Genomic DNA, 17,531 nt, shown 5'->3' with positions numbered 1-17,531 from the left:
TCTGCTCCTGGGCTCAGGGACGGTACGGACCGCCCATGATGCCGGACCGATCAAGGAGCGTCCCCAGAAGGGGAGTTCGCCAACTCGGACCGGAGCGCGTCGATCCGGTTGGTGGTGACCGAGTCGGCTCCGTACGCGATCAGCCGGCGCATGGTACGCCGGGTGTCCGCCGTCCACGCGGAGACCAGCAGCCCGTCGGAGTGGACACGGTCGGCCAGTTCGCGGCTCAGCAGCCCGAAGCGATAGTTCAGCCAGCGCGGCCGCACCGCTTCGAGCAGGACGGCGCGCGGAGGTGCGAGGGTCGTCCAGGTCAGCGCGATCTCGGCGGACGGATCGGCGGCGCGCACGCGCAGCATCGCGTGCGTGTCCGCGCAGTAGTACACGCGCTCCTGCGCCCCGCACTCCCGCACCGCACCGACGATCTCCCGCACGGAGGCGTCGGTCGCGCCGGGAAGGTCGACCATGACCCGCCGGTCACCGGCGGCGGACAGCGCCTCGCTCAGCGTGGGCACCCCGCCGCCGGTCCTCTCCTTCAGCTCCCGGTGGTCCAGGCGGTCGATACGGACGTCGTGGCCCCACAGGCGGTCCAGCGTGGAGTCGTGGAGCAGCACGGGCACCTTGTCCCGGGTGACGCGGACATCGATCTCGACCGCGTCCGCCCCCCGTCGCACGGCGGACCGGATCGAGGGGAGTGTGTTCTCGCGGGCACGGTAAGGATCGCCGCGGTGTGCCACGGCGGTGACAGTGGTGGTCATAGGACCATTCTGACCGGCCGGGTCACCGGCCGGGAGCCTCCAGCCAGTTCGTCGTGTACGTGTCGATCTCGGCGGCCAGCGTCCGCTTGCCGGCCGGGTCCAGATACGAGGCCTCCACGGCGTTCTTCGCCAGACCGGCCACTCCGCGCTCGTCCAGGCCGAGCAGCCGCGCCGCCACCCCGTACTCGTTGTTGAGGTCGGTGCCGAACATGGGCGGGTCGTCGCTGTTGACCGTGACGAGGACGCCCGCCTCGACCATCTCCTTTATCGGGTGGCGGTCCAGGTCCGTGACCGCGCGGGTGGCGATGTTCGACGTGGGGCACACCTCCAGGGCGATGCGGTGCTCGGCGAGATGGGCCAGCAGCTTCGGATCCTGGGTGGAGCTCGTGCCGTGGCCGATGCGCTCGGCGCGCAGCGCGGTGAGCGCGTCCCAGATGGTCCCCGGGCCCGTGGTCTCCCCGGCGTGCGGGACGGAGTGCAGGCCCTCGGCGATCGCGCGGTCGAAGTACGGCTTGAACTGAGGACGGTCCACTCCGACCTCGGGGCCGCCCAGACCGAAGGAGACCAGTCCCTCGGGCCGCAGGTCGACGGCGAGCCGGGTCGTCTCCTCCGCAGCCTCCAGGCCGGCCTCGCCCGGGATGTCGAAGCACCAGCGCAGGACCACGCCGAGCTCGGCCTCGGCCGCCCTGCGGGCGTCCTCGATGGCCTCCATGAAGCCCTGCTCGGGGATCCCCCGGCGGGTCGAACTGAACGGGGTCACGGTCAGCTCCGCGTAACGGATGTTCTGCCGTGCCATGTCCCGGGCGATCTCGAAGGTCAGCAGCCGGACGTCCTCGGGGGTGCGGACCAAGTCCACGACCGAGAGATAGACGTCGATGAAGTGCCCGAAGTCGGTGAAGGTGAAGAAGTCCGACAGTGCCTCCGGGTCCGTGGGGACCTTGGAGTCGGGGTGCTGGGCCGCCAGTTCGGCCACGATGCGGGGCGAGGCCGAACCGACGTGATGGACGTGGAGCTCAGCCTTGGGCAGCCCCGCGATGAAGGGGTGCAGGTCGTTCATCGGATACTCCCCGATCTCTGATGTGGGCCGGGTGTACCGGCTGCATCGATCATCGTAGGCGGGGCCCTGTGGCGGGAACCCGGGCCGTAGCATGGCGGGACCACGATGGGGGAGGCCCATGTCAGACAACACACAGCAGCCCGGGGGCGAGGGCGCGCCGCGCGATCCGTGGGCTCCGCCGGACAGCAGGGTCGAGCTGGGAAAGCAGCCCGCGGACGCCGTCCCGCCCGCAGTGCACAACCAGCCCACGGTCGCGTCCATACCGGGTGTCGACTCGGGCACCGGGCCCATACCCGGCCAGGCCGGATCCTTCGGCCCCCAGCAGCCCCCTGTGCCCGCGCCGCCGGTCGGGCCGAACGGGTCGGGGGAACCGGGCCCGTACGGCTACCCGGCCGCTCCCGCCGCGCCTTCGGCGGCGTACGGCTACCCGGCCGCTCCCGCCGCGCCTTCGGCGGCGTACGGCTACCCGGCCGCTCCCGCCGCGCCCTCGGCGGCGTACGGCTACCCGGGATACCCCGGTTACGGTGGCCAGCAGCCCTGGGGCCCGGCACCCGCGAACGGGCTGGGTGTCGCGGCGATGGTCCTCGGCATCATCGCGGTGGTCGGCTTCTGCATGTGGGGGCTGGGCATCATCCTGGGCATCCTGGCCCTGATCTTCGGCATCATCGGCCGGGGCCGGGCCAAGCGGGGCGAGGCGAACAACGGGGGTATGGCCCTCGCCGGGATCATCCTGGGATCGGTCTCGATCGCGATCAGCGCCGTCTTCCTCGGCTTCCTGATCTGGGCCGTCGCCAACGATGAGTCGGACAGCAGCTACGACTACGACGATCCCTACGCCACATCACTGGTCGTCGGCACCGCCGGCTGACCGACGGTGAACGGCTGTCCGTGGCCGGGCCGGGGGAGCGTGCCCCGGGCCCGGCCACGCGCCGTGTCACCCCGCGCGCAGCGGTGTACGTGCCTCCGTGTCACCCCGCGCGTAGCCGCTCACGTGCCTCCATGAGCGCGAAGCCCAGCAGGTTCAGCCCTCGCCACGACGCGGGGTCGGCGGTGCGTGGATCGTCCTTGGCGAGGCCGATGCCCCATATCCGGTCCATCGGACTGGCCTCGACGAGCACACGCTCCCCGGTTCTCAGCAGATACGTCCGCAGCTCCGGGTCCTGACCGAACTTGTGCACGCTGCCCTCGACGACCAGGGTGAACCGCTCCTGTGCCCATACGTCGTCGTCGAAGCCCCTGACCAGCCTGCCCACCTTCTTCGCCGCCGCGGGACTGCTCGCCGCCACCGCTCGGGCCTCTGCCTCGACGTCCCCGAAGAGCCGCGCCTTGCCGGCCATCATCCAGTGCTCCGCCGAGGCGTAGGTGACCGAATCGACCGTGAACGGCGACGGCCACCACTGACTGAGACAGCTCTCCCCGAGTCTGCCGTCCGAGCGGGGCCGATGCCCCCAGAACGGCAGGTACTTCACGTTCTTCCCGCGGGCCGCCCGTGCCACGAGGCCGTCCATGTGTTCCTGTCCCATGGCAGCCGAGTCTGGCATCCGCCACTGACACCCGGTACAGGGATTTCCGTACGCGCGAGACACATCGTCGACAGATTCCGTCGCGTAACCAAAAGGAAACAACGGAATCACTTGTTGGTGGAGGTCCCCTCTGTCAGGATCGGCACTCAATTCGAGAAGAAGCTACGCAGCCCTTGGTCACAGGGGCGGCGGAGGAGAGCGTCATGGGCAACGGTTTCCAGGTGCAGGACCGCTTCGCCGGAGGTGCGCAGTACATCGGCGGACGGCTGCGTCCCGGCACGTCGGGGCGCCATCAGGACGTGGTGGACCCCGCGACGGGCAGAACGGTCCACCGCTACGAACTCGCGGGCACCGACGACGTCGACGCGGCCGTGGCCGCCGCCCGGGAGGCGTTCCCCGGCTGGTCCGGGCGGACCCCGGCCGAACGCTCCGAGGCGCTGCACCGCTTCGCCGCCGTACTCGCCGGGCAGGCCGATGACCTCGCGTACGCCGAGTCGCTGCAGTGCGGCAAGCCGGTCAAGCTCTCCACGGAGTTCGACGTTCCCGGCACGGTCGACAACGCCTCGTTCTTCGCCGGGGCGGCCCGCCACCTCGAAGGGAAGTCGGCGGGGGAGTACAGCGGCGACCACACCTCCTACGTACGCCGTGAGGCCCTCGGCGTCATCGGCTCGATCGCGCCCTGGAACTATCCGCTCCAGATGGCCGCCTGGAAGATCCTTCCGGCTGTCGCCGCGGGCAACACCATCGTGCTGAAGCCCGCCGAGATCACGCCTCTGACCTCGCTGATGTTCGCGCAGGCGGCCACGGAGGCCGGCATCCCCGACGGCGTGATCAACATCGTCTCCGGCGCCGGACGGGACGCGGGGGAGCACCTCGTGAGCCACCCCGACGTCGTGATGACCTCCTTCACCGGATCCACCGCCGTCGGCAAGCGGGTCGCCGCGCTCGCCACCTCCACCGTCAAGCGCCTGCACCTGGAACTCGGCGGCAAGGCGCCCTTCCTCGTGTTCGACGACGCCGACCTCGACGCCGCGGTCCAGGGAGCGGTCGCCGCGTCACTCATCAACACCGGCCAGGACTGCACCGCCGCCACCCGCGCCTATGTCCAGCGCCCCCTCCACGACGCGTTCGTGAGCGGTGTCGCCGCCCTGATGGAGAGCGTGCGGCTCGGTGACCCCTTCGACCCGGCCACCGACCTGGGCCCGCTGGTCAGCCGTCAGCACCGCGACCGCGTCGCCGGATTCGTCGACCGTGCCCGCGCCTACGCCACCGTCGTCACCGGCGGCGAGGCCCCCGGAGGCGCACTCGCCGACGGCGCCTACTACCGGCCGACCCTGATCACCGGGGCCGCCCAGGACAGCGAGATCGTCACCTCGGAGATCTTCGGCCCGGTCCTGGTGGTGCTGCCCTTCGACACCGACGACGAGGGAATCCGCCTCGCCAACGACACCCCGTACGGACTGGCCGCCTCCGCCTGGAGCACCGGCCTGTACCGGGCCAACCGCGCCACCCGTGAGCTCAGGGCGGGCTGCGTGTGGATCAACGACCACATCCCGATCATCAGCGAGATGCCGCACGGCGGATACCGGGCCAGCGGCTTCGGCAAGGACATGTCGTCGTACTCCTTCGATGAGTACACGCAGGTCAAGCACGTCATGTACGACAACACCGCGGTGGCCGTGAAGGACTGGCACCGCACCGTGTTCGGGGACCGATAGCAGCGGCCGCCGGCCGGCGGCCCCACTCACCCGGAAGGGCACACGCGTATGGAGCAGTACGAGCCCGAGCGCCTCTCCGCGCCACAGCTGGCCGCCATGAGGCGCAGCCTCACCGACGGCAGGGGCGCCCTCACCCGCCGTTCGCTTCTCCGGGCGTCGGGCACGGGAGCCCTCGCGCTCGGCGGCCTCGGCGCGCTGAGCGCGTGCGGCATCCCGCCCGCCGCACGGGCGGGGGACGCCGCCGCCTCCGACGACCACTCGGCCGCGGAGAAGCAGGTCAACTTCTCCAACTGGACCGAGTACATGGACGTCAGTGGGGACGAGAAGAGCCGTCCGACCCTGGACGCCTTCACCGAACGCACCGGCATCAAGGTCAAGTACACCGAGGACATCAACGACAACGTCGAGTTCTTCGGGAAGATCAAGCCGCAGCTCGCGGCGGGTCAGGACACCGGCCGCGATCTGATCATCGTGACGGACTGGCTGGCCGCACGCATCATCCGGCTCGGCTGGGCGCAGAAGCTCGACCACGCGAACCTCCCGCACGCCTTCGCGAACCTGTCCGCCCAGTTCCGCAGGCCCGACTGGGACCCGGGACGCGCCTACTCCTATCCATGGACCGGCATCCCGACCGTCATCGCCTACAACGAGAAGGCGACCGGCGGCCGAAGGGTCGACTCCGTCACCCAGCTGCTCGACGACCCCGAGCTCAAGGGCAAGGTCTCCTTCCTCTCCGAGATGCGCGACTCGGTCGGCATGACGCTCCTCGACATGGGGAAGGACCCCGGGTCGTTCACCGACGCGGACTTCGACGCGGCCGTCGGCCGGATGCAGAAGGGCGTGGACACCAAACAGATACGCCGCTTCACCGGCAACGACTACACCGCGGACCTCAGCAAGGGCGACATCGCGGCCTGTGTGGCCTGGGCGGGCGACATCATCCAGCTCCAGGCGGACAACCCGGCCATCAAGTTCACGATCCCCGCCGCCGGTTACATCACGTCGAGCGACAACATGCTGGTCCCCGCCCAGGCCCGGCACAAGACGAACGCCGAGAAGCTCATGGACTACTACTACGAGCTCCCGGTCGCGGCCCAGCTCGCCGCCTACATCAACTACGTCTGCCCGGTGGACGGGGTCGCCGGTGAACTGTCGAAGATCGACGAGTCGATGGCGTCCAACACGCTGATCCTCCCCGACAAGGCGATGGCCGCGAAGTCGCGGGCCTTCCGCTCCCTCAGCCCCGAGGAAGAGACGGCGTACGAGGAGAAGTTCGCCGAGCTCATCGGCGCCTGACCCGGCCCGCCCCTCCCCGATCTCCTCCGACACCACTGGGACCGCGACCCATGACACAGCAGCAGACAGAGGGCGGCGACGTCCGCCTCACCGGGATCAGCAAGACCTACGGCTCCTTCACCGCAGTGCACCCCCTCGACCTGACCGTCCCGCAGGGCTCCTTCTTCGCGCTGCTCGGCGCGTCCGGCTGCGGCAAGACCACCACCCTGCGCGTGATCGCGGGCCTGGAGGAGGCGACCACCGGCACGGTCGCGCTCGGCGGCCGCGACATCACGGGGCTGCCCCCCTACAGGCGGCCCGTCAACACCGTCTTCCAGAGCTACGCGCTCTTCCCGCACCTCGACGTCAGCGAGAACGTCGCCTTCGGACTGCGACGCCGCGGCATCAAGCCGGTGAAGAAGCAGGTCGGCGAGATGCTGGACCTCGTCCAGCTCGGCGACTTCGCCCGGCGTAAACCGCACCAGCTCTCCGGCGGCCAGCAGCAGCGCGTCGCCCTCGCCCGCGCGCTCATCAACCACCCCCAGGTACTGCTCCTCGACGAGCCCCTCGGCGCCCTCGACCTCAAGCTGCGCCGCCAGATGCAGCTCGAACTCAAGCGGATCCAGACCGAGGTCGGTATCACGTTCATCCATGTCACCCACGACCAGGAGGAGGCCATGACCATGGCCGACACGGTCGCGGTGATGAACGGCGGCCGGGTCGAACAGCTCGGAGCCCCCGCCGACCTGTACGAGAACCCCCGGACCACCTTCGTGGCGAACTTCCTCGGCACCTCCAACCTCATCGAGGGGAAGATCCTCTCCACGGGCACGGGCACGGGCACGGGCACGGGCACGGACGTCGTCGTCTCGGCCGGTGGCGGGAAGCTCAGGCTGCCCGCCGGGCGGTGCTCGTCCCCCGCGGAGAGCGGGGGGAAGCTGCTCGTCGGCGTACGCCCCGAGAAGATCTCCCTCACCCACTCCGCCGACGCGGCCGGGATACCCGACGGCAGGAACCGGGTCACCGGCCGCATCACCGACTCCAGCTTCATCGGCGTCTCCACGCAGTACGTCGTCGAGAGCCCGGCCGGCACGGCGCTCCAGGTCTACGAGCAGAACATCGAGCGCGACAGCCGGCTGGCCCCCGGCGCCGACGTCGTCCTGCACTGGAACCCCGAGCACACCTTCGGCCTCGACGCCGCCCAGTCCATCAGCGCCGGCGCGGAAGGCCTGGAGGAAGTGGCGTGAGCGTCACCGAGGCGCCGCCGGCGCACCCCGCGAAAACCGAGGTCCGCAAGCCGTCCACCCGGAGGCGGCTCGTCCCCTACTGGCTGCTGCTCCCCGGCATCGTGTGGCTGCTCGTCTTCTTCGCGCTGCCGATGGTCTACCAGGCGTCGACCTCCGTGCAGACCGGATCCCTGGAGAAGGGCTTCGAGGTCACCTGGCACTTCCGGACGTACTGGGACGCCTTCGCGTACTACTACCCGCAGTTCGTCAGGTCCCTGCTGTACGCGGGCACCGCCACGGTCCTGTGCCTGCTGCTCGGCTACCCGCTCGCCTACCTGATCGCGTTCAAGGCGGGCCGCTGGCGCAACCTGGTGCTCGTGCTGGTCGTCGCCCCGTTCTTCACCAGCTTCCTGATCCGGACGCTGGCGTGGAAGACGATCCTCGCGGACGGCGGCGCGGTCGTCGACGTGCTGAACACCCTGCATGTCCTGGACGTCACCGCCTGGCTCGGCTGGACCGAGAACAACCGGGTCCTGGCCACCCCCATGGCCGTCGTCTGCGGTCTGACGTACAACTTCCTGCCGTTCATGATCCTCCCGCTCTACACCTCGCTGGAACGGATCGACGGCCGGCTGCACGAGGCCGCGGGCGATCTGTACGCCACCCCCGCCACCACCTTCCGCAAGGTGACCCTGCCGCTGTCCATGCCCGGGGTCGTCTCCGGGACCCTGCTGACGTTCATTCCGGCCAGCGGCGACTACGTCAACGCGGAACTCCTCGGCTCCACCGACACCAAGATGGTCGGCAGCGTCATCCAGACCCAGTTCCTCAGAGTCCTGGACTACCCGACTGCGGCCGCGCTCTCGTTCATCCTCATGGCGGTCGTCCTGCTCGTGGTCACCGTCTACATCCGCCGCTCCGGGACGGAGGACCTGGTCTGATGCCCGTACTCCGTGTGCTCCGCCGGAACCTGGTCGTGATCGCGGGTCTGCTGACCCTCGCCTACATGATCCTGCCGAACGTCGTCGTGATGGTCTTCTCCTTCAACCGGCCGAAGGGGCGCTTCAACTACGCCTGGCAGGAGTTCTCCCTGGACGCCTGGAAGGACCCCTGCGGCGTCGCCGACCTCTGCGGTTCGCTGTCGCTCTCCCTGCGCATCGCCGTCTGGGCGACCGTCGGCGCCACCGTGCTCGGCACGATGATCGCCTTCGCGCTGGTCCGCTACCGCTTCCGTGCCCGCGGCGCGGTCAACTCCCTGATCTTCCTGCCGATGGCGATGCCCGAGGTCGTCATGGCGGCCTCACTGCTCACGCTCTTCCTCAACATGGGCGCCGAGCTCGGCTTCTGGACCGTGCTGATCGCCCACATCATGTTCTGTCTCAGCTTCGTGGTGACGGCCGTCAAGGCACGCGTGATGTCGATGGACCCGAGGCTGGAGGAGGCCGCCCGCGATCTGTACGCGGGCCCCGTGCAGACGTTCGTCCGGGTGACGCTCCCGATCGCCGCTCCGGGGATCGCCGCGGGGGCACTGCTCGCCTTCGCGCTCTCCTTCGACGACTTCATCATCACCAATTTCAACGCGGGCTCCACGGTGACGTTCCCCATGTTCGTCTGGGGATCGGCTCAGCGTGGAACACCTGTGCAGATCAACGTCATCGGCACGGCGATGTTCGTCATCGCCGTGGCCGTCGTTCTCGCCGGACAGCTCATCGCGAACCGGCGGAAGAGCAACGCCGGAAAGTAGCACCCGAAGGAGTTGGAAACCATGGCGCCGGATGCCATGCGTACTGCCGCACACTCACTCTCCGACGCACGCCCCCTTTCCTACTGGCTGGACGACCCGGGAAAGCCCGCAGCCCTGCCCGCGCTGGCCGGCGACGAGCGGTGCGACCTCCTGGTCGTCGGCGGCGGCTACAGCGGACTGTGGACCGCGCTGGTCGCCAAGGAACGGGACCCCGGGCGCGATGTCGTCCTCATCGAGGGCCACGAGGTGGGCTGGGCCGCCTCGGGCCGCAACGGCGGCTTCTGCGCGGCCTCACTGACCCATGGCCTGGCCAACGGACTGGAGCGCTGGCCGGACGAGATCGGGAAGCTGGAGGAGCTGGGCGCGCGGAACCTCGACTCCATCGAGGCGTCCGTCGCCCGCTACTCCATCGACTGCGAGTTCGAGCGCACCGGTGAGATCGATGTGGCGACACAGCCCCACCAGCTCGCCGAGCTACGGGAGTGGCACCGACGGACCGAGGACCTCGGCCTCGGCGGACTCGAGTTCCTGGACCGGGACCAGGTGCGTGCGGAAGTCGACTCACCGACATTCCTGGGCGGACTGCTGGACCGGCGCGGCGTCGCCATGCTGCATCCGGCGAAGCTCGCCTGGGGACTCAAGGAGGCATGCCTCGGCCTGGGCGTACGGATCTACGAGCACACCCGCGGCCTGGAAATCGCCCGGTCGGGCGCCGGAACGGCCGTGCGCGCTCCGTACGGCAGGGTGTTCGCCCGCGACGTCGCCCTCGGCACGAACATCTTCCCGTCGCTGGTGAGGCGGGTGCGCCCGTACACGGTCCCGGTGTACGACTACGCGCTGATGACCGAGCCCCTGAGTGCGGATCAGCTCGCCTCGGTCGGCTGGCACAACCGTCAGGGACTGGGCGACAGCGCCAACCAGTTCCACTATTTCCGTCTCTCCGCCGACAACCGGATCCTGTGGGGCGGATACGACGCCGTCTATCCGTACGGCGGCCGGCTGAACGCCTCGCTGGACCAGCGGCCGGAGACCTTCCTCAAGCTCGCCGGGCAGTTCTTCGAGTGCTTTCCCCAGTTGTCCGGTCTGCGTTTCAGTCATGCGTGGGGCGGCGCGATCGACACATGCTCCCGGTTCTCCGCGTTCTTCGGCACAGCACATCGCGGCCGGGTCGCGTACGCCGCCGGATACACCGGGCTGGGCGTCGGGGCCACGCGCTTCGGCGCCGAGGTCATGCTCGACCTGCTGTCGGGCCGGGAAACCGAGCGGACCGCGCTCGACATGGTCCGCTCCAAGCCGATGCCCTTCCCGCCCGAGCCGTTCGCCTGGACCGGGATCGCACTCACCAAGAGGTCCCTCGCCCGGGCGGACAGCCATGGCGGGCGCCGCGATCTGTGGCTGCGGGCCATGGACCGGCTGGGGCTCGGCTTCGACAGCTGAGCCAGGGTGACCCAGGTCACTACCGATCGGTAGCCGAACCCGCGTCATGATCCGGGTCCTGCCCTCTCTCTCCCTTGAACGCACCGGCAGAACCCTGCCGGCGCCACAGGGAGAGGGAGGCAGTCCATGGCCGGCACGCGGGCGGAAGCCGCGGTCGTATGGCTCGCGTCGGTGGCACCGGATCCGGGCGCCTGCCGGAGGGAATGGGCGCGCGATCCCCGGGGGATGGTGTTCCTGCCCGCCGGGAAGCGCTGGGACGTGCTGATCGTTCCGGGGGAGCTGGGCTATCCGACGCTCGATGTGCTCACCCGGCTCCTCGACAGGCCCGGGCCCGTCCTCGCGGACTTCGGCGAGTCCCGGATGGGCTTCTTCGTGCCCCCGGGCACGGCGGCCCGCTGGGTCGGGACGGGTATTCGCGGGGTCGGCGGGGGGACCTGGATCGTCGTCCCCCGCCCGGGCAGCGCCGTGGGCGGGGTGCGATGGCTGATCCCGCCGGACGGCTCCGGCACGCTCACCGACGCCGCCGTCCTGGAGCTCGCCCTGCACGAGGCCGTGGCTTCCCGGGCGGCGCGTGACGACGGGTGAGGCGGCACCAGAGGTCTTGACAACCTGATTGGTCTGGACCATGTTGTGCGCGGAGCACTCAATTCCCCCCTGCGCGGAGGCTGTTGTGGAACGCACCGGATCCAGACCATCCGTCCGTCTCTCCGGACTTCTGGCCGTCTTCTCGGCCGCCCTGCTCGCCGCCGGTGCCCTGGTCGCCACGGCACCGGCCGCCGTGGGCGCCACTGCCGCCGCCCACGCCACGGCCGCCCACGCCACGGCCGCCCACGCCACGGCCGCGGACGCCGGGGAAGGTGCGGACGCCGGCCTCCCGGACCACGCCCTCGTCGGCTACCTCCACTCCAGCTTCGCCAACGGCTCCGGATACACGCGGATGGCCGACGTCCCCGACTCGTGGGACGTCATCAACCTCGCCTTCGGCGAGCCCACCTCCGTCACCTCCGGTGACATCCGCTTCTCGCTCTGCCCCGGTGGGGGAGAATGCCCGAACGTGGAGAGCGAGGCGGAGTTCAAGGCGGCCATCAAGGCCAAGCAGGCCGCGGGCAAGAAGGTCCTGATCTCCATCGGCGGCCAGAACGGGCAGGTCCAGCTCGCCTCCACCGCCGCCCGCGACACCTTCGTCTCCTCGGTGTCCAAGATCATCGACACCTACGGTCTCGACGGCCTGGACATCGACTTCGAGGGCCACTCGCTCTCGCTGAACACAGGCGACACCGACTTCCGCAGCCCCACGACCCCGGTGATCGTGAACCTGATCTCCGCCGTGAAGTCCCTCAAGGCCAAGTACGGCGACGGCTTCGTCCTCACCATGGCCCCCGAGACCTTCTTCGTGCAGCTCGGCTACCAGTACTACGGATCCGGCCCCTGGGGCGGCCAGGACCCGCGCGCCGGGGCCTACCTGCCCGTCATCCACGCCCTGCGTGACGACCTCACCCTGCTGCACGTCCAGGACTACAACTCGGGCTCGATCATGGGCCTGGACGACCAGTACCACTCCATGGGCGGCGCCGACTTCCACATCGCCATGACCGACATGCTGCTCACCGGCTTCCCCGTCGCGGGTGACCGGACCAAGGTCTTCCCGGCGCTGCGCCCCGAACAGGTCGCCTTCGGCCTCCCGGCCTCCACCCAGGCGGGCAACGGCCACACCTCACCCGCCGAGGTCACCAGGGCGCTGAACTGCCTGACCAAGAAGACCGACTGCGGGTCCTACGAGACGCACGGCACCTGGCCGGGGCTGCGCGGGCTGATGACCTGGTCCATCAACTGGGACCGCTTCAACAACTGGGAGTTCTCCAAGAACTTCGACGCCTACTTCGGCGACTGACCACTCCTGCTGCCCGCCCACAGGGCGAGCAGCAGTACCCCGCCGACGCACCAGCCGGCCACCACGTCCAGCGGCCAGTGGTAGCCGCGCAGCACCAGACCGACGCTCGTCGCCGCCGTGAGCAGGACGGCGGCGGCGGGCGTCACCCATGACCGCTTCAGGTACGGGGCCAGCAGCAGGGCCGCGGCCCCGTACGCCACCATCGCCGTGGTCGTGTGCCCCGAGGGGTAATAGCCGGTCGCCTCCGTCAGCGGGCCCTGACGGTCCGTCCACAGCTTGAGCGGGACGACGAGAGCCGGAACGGCGGCCATGGTCAGGGCGGCGTACAGCGCCGCGCGCCTGGCGCGGCGGAACCAGGCGGCGAGGACCGCGCACGCCAGCACGGGAAGGGCGACCTGCATGTTGCCGAGGTCGGCGAAGAGGTCCGCGAGCGGGGCGGGGCCGCGCCCGGCCAGCTCCAGGCCGAGCCGCTCGTCGGGACCGAGCAGCGGACCGTCGGCCAGCACCTGCCAGGTGATCACGAGGAAGAGGGCCAGCAGCACACAGGCCGCCGGAACGAGAAGAACCGGCCACCCGGGAACAGGGGGGATTGTTCCGAGGTGGCCGGTCGGATCGGTTTGCCGCGCGCCCCGGGGGGTGTGGGGCGAGCGGCCATCCGATCGGTGAGGAGTCCCGGAGCTCGAGGCTCCAGCGGTGTGCGCGATGGCACGGCCGGTACGGAGCTGGGGGAGCTCCGGCCCGGCATCACCCGCAGTCCCCTGCGGGCGGGGTGTTTCTCTCATCTGGGAAAACCGTACGTCAGAGGAAGGAGGCACCGGAAGTGGCAACGGTATCCCGCCATCGCCCCCGCACACCTTCTTCACACGCTCTCACCCGGGCACCGGTCGCCGCCGCGGGGGACGACACCCGGGCGCCCGGGCGACACGCACGCGTCAGAGCCGAGCGAACGCCTGCTCGATGATGTCCAGGCCCTCGTTCAGCAGGTCCTCGCCGATGACGAGCGGCGGCAGGAAGCGCAGGACGTTGCCGTAGGTGCCACAGGTCAGCACCAGCAGCCCCTCGGTGTGACAGGCCTTCGCCAGTGCCCCCGCGGCGGCCGCGTCCGGCTCCTTCGTGCCGGACTTCACCAGTTCGATCGCGATCATGGCGCCGCGGCCGCGGATGTCGCCGATGATGTCGCCGTTCGGGAGCTTCGACGCCATCTCGGCGAGGCGGCCCTTCATGACCTCCTCGATGCGCTTGGCCTTCCCGTTCAGGTCCAGCTCACGCATCGTCTCGATGGCGCCGAGCGCACCCGCGCACGCCACCGGGTTTCCGCCGTACGTCCCACCGAGGCCGCCGGCGTGGGCGGCGTCCATGATCTCGGCGCGGCCGGTCACCGCGGAGAGCGGGAGGCCGCCCGCGATGCCCTTCGCCGTGGTGATCAGGTCGGGCACGATGCCCTCGTCCTCACAGGCGAACCACTGGCCGGTGCGGCAGAAGCCGGACTGGATCTCGTCCGCGACGAAGACGATGCCGTTCTCCTTCGCGAACCGCGCGATCGCCGGGAGGAAGCCCTTGGCCGGCTCGATGAAACCGCCCTCGCCGAGGACCGGCTCGATGATGATCGCGGCGACGTTGTCCGCGCCGATCTGCTTGGTGATCTCGTCGATGGCCTGCGCGGACGCCTCGGCGCCGGCGTTCTCGGCACCGGTCGGCCAGCGGTAGCCGTATGCCACCGGCACGCGGTAGACCTCGGGCGCGAACGGACCGAAGCCCTGCTTGTACGGCATGTTCTTCGCCGTCAGCGCCATCGTGAGGTTCGTCCGGCCGTGGTAGCCGTGGTCGAAGACGACGACCGCGGTGCGCCTGGTCCAGGCCCGGGCGATCTTGACGGCGTTCTCGACGGCCTCGGCGCCCGAGTTGAACAGCGCCGACTTCTTGGCGTGGTCGCCCGGCGTCAGCTCGGCGAGCTGCTCACAGACCTCGACGTACCCCTCGTACGGCGTGACCATGAAACAGGTGTGGGTGAAGTCGGCGAGCTGCGCCGAGGCGCGGCGTACGACCGCTTCCGCGGAGGCGCCCACCGAGGTCACGGCGATCCCGGAACCGAAGTCGATCAGCCGGTTGCCGTCCACGTCCTCGATGATTCCGCCGCCCGCCCGGGCGGTGAAGACGGGCAGCGTGGAACCCACACCTGCGGCGACCGCCGCGATACGGCGGGCCTGCAGCTCGGCCGACTTCGGGCCGGGGATGGCGGTGACGAGGCGGCGCTCCTGCGGGATGTCGGACATGCGGGGCTCCTGGGGGTGTTTCGGACGCTTCTGTTTCTGCAGGCTAGGGGCGGGTGCGGGCAGCGGTCATGCTCCGATCGGGAGTGGTGGGAGCGTGTCCTTGTCCGCGACGGACAGGTGACCCGGCCGGGTCACCTGTCGACGCCCCCGCCGGGTCATAGGGCCGCATGGCTGAACTCCCCGTGTCCGGGCACTACATTGGCCGGTGCAGAGGCAGGACCTGGCTGGTCAGGGGGCAGCGGTTCATGGACACCGAAGGCACGTACGACGCACGGGGCACGGGCGCGGGCCGGGTGCCACGCCCGGCCGGTCCACCACCCGCGGTGCCACCGCCTCCCGCGTATGCCCCGCACCCCCGGCGCCCGCCCACGGCGGAGACCGGTGTCGAGGAATGGCTGCGCACCCCGCGCCCCGCGCGGGAACCGGGCGTATGGCGCTACGGCCACACCCCGCGCCCGCCGGAGAAGCCCGAGGGGGTGTCCGACCGCTCGCTGCTGGTCGGGGTGCTCATCTCCGTACTCAGCGGGTTGCTCCTGTGGTCCCTCTGGCGCAACGGGTACATCCCCTACCGGCTCGTCCCGCTGAAGCTGTTCACCCCGGGCGACTGGTGGTACGCCGGGACCTTCGGCGGGCCCCGGACGATCCAGGGCGCCGACGCCCTCACGGTCTACGAAGCCGTCCTCTTCGGGCTGCTGGTCTACGGCTGCGCGCGTCTGGGCAACTGGTCCGAGATCTTCCGGCGCCACGTCGCGGGCCGGGGACAGCCTTTCCTCGGACTGGCCACAGCCGCCGGAGCGGCCCTCGCCGAGCTCCTCGTGTGGAAGGACGCCGTGCCGCTCGTCCGGCCGGTGCTGATCCTCGTCGCCTCGGTCGCGGGCGGCGAGATCTACCAGAGCCAGACCGTCGTCAACGTGGTCTACACGCTGATCGCCGCCGGGGTGCTCGTGCCGTTCGCCCGCCTCGGCCACTGGCGCCGGCTGCTCGCCGACCGGTTCGGGAAGGGCGCCGCCGCTCCCACGGCCCCGGCAGCCGCCCCGGACGCCCCCGGCCCCGAGCAGTGGCCCGAGCTCCGCGCGGCCGGGCGCACGGACGCCGCCGACGCCCTCACCGCCGAGGTGCGCACCGGCCGGATGAACGACGTCGACGTCGCGCGCCTGCGCCACGCCTGGACCGTCGGCCGGGGGCGCCCGGAGCGCCTCGCCGCGCTCACCGAGGCCGTCCTGCGCACCGGCGGCGCCGCCGCGCTCCATCCCTCGGGTGCCCGGGACCTGCCGCACCGCACCGCCCGGCACGATCTGCTGACCGGCCAGGTCCGGCTCGGCAGCTGCGCCGACGACCCGCACAACCCGTACGCCCGGCGCGGCTCGGGACTCGCCCTGGAACCCGCTCTGCTGGGCACCTCGCTGCTTGCGGTCGGCCCGCCGGGAGCGGGCAAGTCCGCCCGGATGGTGCGGCCGGTCGTCGAATCGCTCGCCCTGCAGGCACTCGCCGGCCGGGCCGCGGTCCTCGCGGTCGGGGGCGCCGGAGGGGACCTGGGTCCGGACGACGCGTTCGACGTCGTGGTGCGGATCGGTGACCCGGCCTCCGTGCACGACTTCGACCTGTACGGCGGTACGACCGACCCCGACGAGGCCGCGAGCGTGCTCGCGGAGGGGCTCGTCGGCGATGTGACCCACCTGGACAGCAGGCGCGCCGCCACCGTGCTCGCCCAGCTGGTCGGCCCCTACCGCACCGTCCACGGGCACTTCCCCGGGGTGCCCGCGCTCCGGGAGCTCCTGGACGGAGACCTCGCCGCGATCGACGCGCTGCGGGAGGCCCTCGCGGCGGGCGGCCACCAGGCGATGCTGCGCGAGCTGGAGGCCCGTACCCGGCAGAGGGGCGGAGCCGGCGACCCCGGCCCGGTGCTCGCCGACCGGATCGCGCTCCTCGACCGCCCCGCGTTCACGTCGTTCTTCGCCACCGGCGAGGGGGCCCGGCCCTTCTCGCTGCGGTCCCTCGAACATCTGCCGCTCCGGGTCAGGATCGACCTTCCGGAGCGGGCACACGCCGAGGCGTCTCGGCTGCTCACCCGGCTCGTCCTCGCCCAGTTCACTGCGATCGCCGCCGCCCGCACCGACCGGTCGCTCTTCGTCTGCCTCGTCCTGGACGACGCCACCAACACCGTCACCGCGGAGACCGTCCGGGGTGTCCGGCGGCTGCGATCGGTCAACGCCGGAGCGGTCCTGACGCTGCGCACCGTCGACGACGTCCCCGAGGGGCTGCACACCGCGCTGCTCGGCGCGGTCGGCTGCTGCATGGCCTTCAGCGGGGTCACCACCTGGGACGGCAAGCGCTTCGCGGAGGTGTGGGGCAAGGAGTGGGTGGAGACCCGCGAGGTCGCCCAGCACGCCGTCTTCGCGGACCAGCCGTTCACCCGCGCCCTGCACGGGCTGCGCAAGCTCGTCACCGGCAAGGCCGTGACCAGGGACGCCGTGACCGTGCGGCGGGTCGAGCGGGAGCGCTGGTCAGCCTCGGAACTGGCGTACGAGCTGCCCGCGGGGCACGCGGTCCTGTCGCTGACGACGGTGGAGGGCGCACACGCGCCGCCGCTCCTGGTCGAGCTCGGGGGCTGACCTGCAGGGCGGGCGACCGC

General features: G+C 70.7%; 14 protein-coding genes and 1 pseudogene. 10 read left to right on the top strand and 5 right to left on the bottom strand.

The window, feature by feature from the left end; genetic code table 11:
• Positions 1-50: 50 nt before the first annotated feature.
• Both ACIREO_RS00395 and ACIREO_RS00390 read right to left on the bottom strand, forming a co-directional pair.
• Positions 51-755 (bottom strand): glycerophosphodiester phosphodiesterase, encoded by a 705-nt coding sequence (locus ACIREO_RS00395; protein WP_404102925.1) that lies wholly within the window; start codon positions 753-755, stop codon positions 51-53.
• A 22-nt stretch (positions 756-777) separates the two neighbouring features.
• On the bottom strand, positions 778-1,812 hold the full coding sequence (locus ACIREO_RS00390; RefSeq protein ID WP_404102923.1) for an adenosine deaminase: 1,035 nt from the start codon (positions 1,810-1,812) through the stop codon (positions 778-780).
• A 118-nt stretch (positions 1,813-1,930) separates the two neighbouring features.
• On the opposite strand from ACIREO_RS00390, the gene ACIREO_RS00385 reads away from it, so the two are divergent.
• Positions 1,931-2,680, top strand: coding sequence for a DUF4190 domain-containing protein (locus tag ACIREO_RS00385; protein WP_404102920.1), 750 nt, complete (start codon positions 1,931-1,933; stop codon positions 2,678-2,680).
• A gap of 100 nt (positions 2,681-2,780) precedes the next feature.
• Here ACIREO_RS00385 and ACIREO_RS00380 read toward each other — a convergent pair whose 3' ends face one another.
• Positions 2,781-3,320 carry an NADAR family protein gene (locus tag ACIREO_RS00380; RefSeq protein WP_404104429.1) on the bottom strand — a complete coding sequence of 180 codons (540 nt, stop codon included), beginning with the start codon at positions 3,318-3,320 and terminating at the stop codon, positions 2,781-2,783.
• 218 nt (positions 3,321-3,538) lie between these two features.
• Between ACIREO_RS00380 and ACIREO_RS00375 the strand changes: the two genes are divergently transcribed.
• From ACIREO_RS00375 to ACIREO_RS00340, 8 genes and pseudogenes are all read left to right on the top strand, one after another.
• Complete coding sequence (locus ACIREO_RS00375; RefSeq protein ID WP_404102917.1) at positions 3,539-5,053, top strand: gamma-aminobutyraldehyde dehydrogenase; 1,515 nt, start codon at positions 3,539-3,541, stop codon at positions 5,051-5,053.
• 48 nt (positions 5,054-5,101) lie between these two features.
• Positions 5,102-6,349 carry a spermidine/putrescine ABC transporter substrate-binding protein gene (locus tag ACIREO_RS00370; protein WP_404102915.1) on the top strand — a complete coding sequence of 416 codons (1,248 nt, stop codon included), beginning with the start codon at positions 5,102-5,104 and terminating at the stop codon, positions 6,347-6,349.
• 50 nt (positions 6,350-6,399) lie between these two features.
• Positions 6,400-7,575: an ABC transporter ATP-binding protein gene (locus tag ACIREO_RS00365; protein ID WP_404102912.1), complete on the top strand. Its 1,176-nt coding sequence runs from the start codon at positions 6,400-6,402 to the stop codon at positions 7,573-7,575.
• Positions 7,572-8,495, top strand: coding sequence for an ABC transporter permease (locus ACIREO_RS00360; RefSeq protein WP_404102910.1), 924 nt, complete (start codon positions 7,572-7,574; stop codon positions 8,493-8,495). The genes ACIREO_RS00365 and ACIREO_RS00360 overlap by 4 nt, the downstream gene beginning before the upstream one ends.
• Positions 8,495-9,298 (top strand): ABC transporter permease, encoded by an 804-nt coding sequence (locus ACIREO_RS00355; protein ID WP_404102907.1) that lies wholly within the window; start codon positions 8,495-8,497, stop codon positions 9,296-9,298. The genes ACIREO_RS00360 and ACIREO_RS00355 overlap by 1 nt, the downstream gene beginning before the upstream one ends.
• A gap of 21 nt (positions 9,299-9,319) precedes the next feature.
• Positions 9,320-10,735: an NAD(P)/FAD-dependent oxidoreductase gene (locus ACIREO_RS00350; RefSeq protein WP_404102904.1), complete on the top strand. Its 1,416-nt coding sequence runs from the start codon at positions 9,320-9,322 to the stop codon at positions 10,733-10,735.
• Between the two features lie 126 nt (positions 10,736-10,861).
• Positions 10,862-11,320: a hypothetical protein gene (locus tag ACIREO_RS00345; protein ID WP_404102902.1), complete on the top strand. Its 459-nt coding sequence runs from the start codon at positions 10,862-10,864 to the stop codon at positions 11,318-11,320.
• A 286-nt stretch (positions 11,321-11,606) separates the two neighbouring features.
• Positions 11,607-12,626 (top strand): annotated as a pseudogene (locus ACIREO_RS00340) (chitinase); the annotation flags it as partial.
• Here the strand turns inward: ACIREO_RS00340 and ACIREO_RS00335 are convergent.
• Both ACIREO_RS00335 and gabT read right to left on the bottom strand, forming a co-directional pair.
• The gene (locus ACIREO_RS00335) at positions 12,611-13,168 is read right to left on the bottom strand and encodes a phosphatase PAP2 family protein (protein WP_404102899.1); all 558 of its coding nucleotides are present in this window, start codon (positions 13,166-13,168) and stop codon (positions 12,611-12,613) included. The pseudogene ACIREO_RS00340 and the gene ACIREO_RS00335 sit on opposite strands and share 16 nt — an antisense overlap.
• Before the next feature lie 390 nt (positions 13,169-13,558).
• On the bottom strand, positions 13,559-14,899 hold the full coding sequence (gene gabT, locus ACIREO_RS00330) for a 4-aminobutyrate--2-oxoglutarate transaminase (RefSeq protein ID WP_404102896.1): 1,341 nt from the start codon (positions 14,897-14,899) through the stop codon (positions 13,559-13,561).
• A gap of 245 nt (positions 14,900-15,144) precedes the next feature.
• Here gabT and ACIREO_RS00325 point away from each other — a divergent pair, with 245 nt between their 5' ends.
• Positions 15,145-17,511 carry an ATP/GTP-binding protein gene (locus ACIREO_RS00325; RefSeq protein WP_404102894.1) on the top strand — a complete coding sequence of 789 codons (2,367 nt, stop codon included), beginning with the start codon at positions 15,145-15,147 and terminating at the stop codon, positions 17,509-17,511.
• The last annotated feature ends 20 nt before the right edge of the window (positions 17,512-17,531 follow it).

It is taken from the genome of Streptomyces sp. NPDC102441 (assembly GCF_044765585.1).
Classification (GTDB): domain Bacteria; phylum Actinomycetota; class Actinomycetes; order Streptomycetales; family Streptomycetaceae; genus Streptomyces.
This window is presented reverse-complemented; position numbering and strand designations above follow the sequence as displayed.

What these genes read in the sequence shown, in the direction of transcription:
- gabT (WP_404102896.1), bottom strand. Translation starts at nt 14,899, where the DNA reads ATGTCCGACATCCCGCAGGAGCGCCGCCTCGTCACCGCCATCCCCGGC.
- ACIREO_RS00395 (WP_404102925.1), bottom strand. Translation starts at nt 755, where the DNA reads ATGACCACCACTGTCACCGCCGTGGCACACCGCGGCGATCCTTACCGT.
- ACIREO_RS00375 (WP_404102917.1), top strand. Translation starts at nt 3,539, where the DNA reads ATGGGCAACGGTTTCCAGGTGCAGGACCGCTTCGCCGGAGGTGCGCAG.
- ACIREO_RS00385 (WP_404102920.1), top strand. Translation starts at nt 1,931, where the DNA reads ATGTCAGACAACACACAGCAGCCCGGGGGCGAGGGCGCGCCGCGCGAT.
- ACIREO_RS00370 (WP_404102915.1), top strand. Translation starts at nt 5,102, where the DNA reads ATGGAGCAGTACGAGCCCGAGCGCCTCTCCGCGCCACAGCTGGCCGCC.
- ACIREO_RS00345 (WP_404102902.1), top strand. Translation starts at nt 10,862, where the DNA reads ATGGCCGGCACGCGGGCGGAAGCCGCGGTCGTATGGCTCGCGTCGGTG.
- ACIREO_RS00325 (WP_404102894.1), top strand. Translation starts at nt 15,145, where the DNA reads ATGGACACCGAAGGCACGTACGACGCACGGGGCACGGGCGCGGGCCGG.
- ACIREO_RS00365 (WP_404102912.1), top strand. Translation starts at nt 6,400, where the DNA reads ATGACACAGCAGCAGACAGAGGGCGGCGACGTCCGCCTCACCGGGATC.
- ACIREO_RS00350 (WP_404102904.1), top strand. Translation starts at nt 9,320, where the DNA reads ATGGCGCCGGATGCCATGCGTACTGCCGCACACTCACTCTCCGACGCA.
- ACIREO_RS00355 (WP_404102907.1), top strand. Translation starts at nt 8,495, where the DNA reads ATGCCCGTACTCCGTGTGCTCCGCCGGAACCTGGTCGTGATCGCGGGT.
- ACIREO_RS00380 (WP_404104429.1), bottom strand. Translation starts at nt 3,320, where the DNA reads ATGGACGGCCTCGTGGCACGGGCGGCCCGCGGGAAGAACGTGAAGTAC.
- ACIREO_RS00390 (WP_404102923.1), bottom strand. Translation starts at nt 1,812, where the DNA reads ATGAACGACCTGCACCCCTTCATCGCGGGGCTGCCCAAGGCTGAGCTC.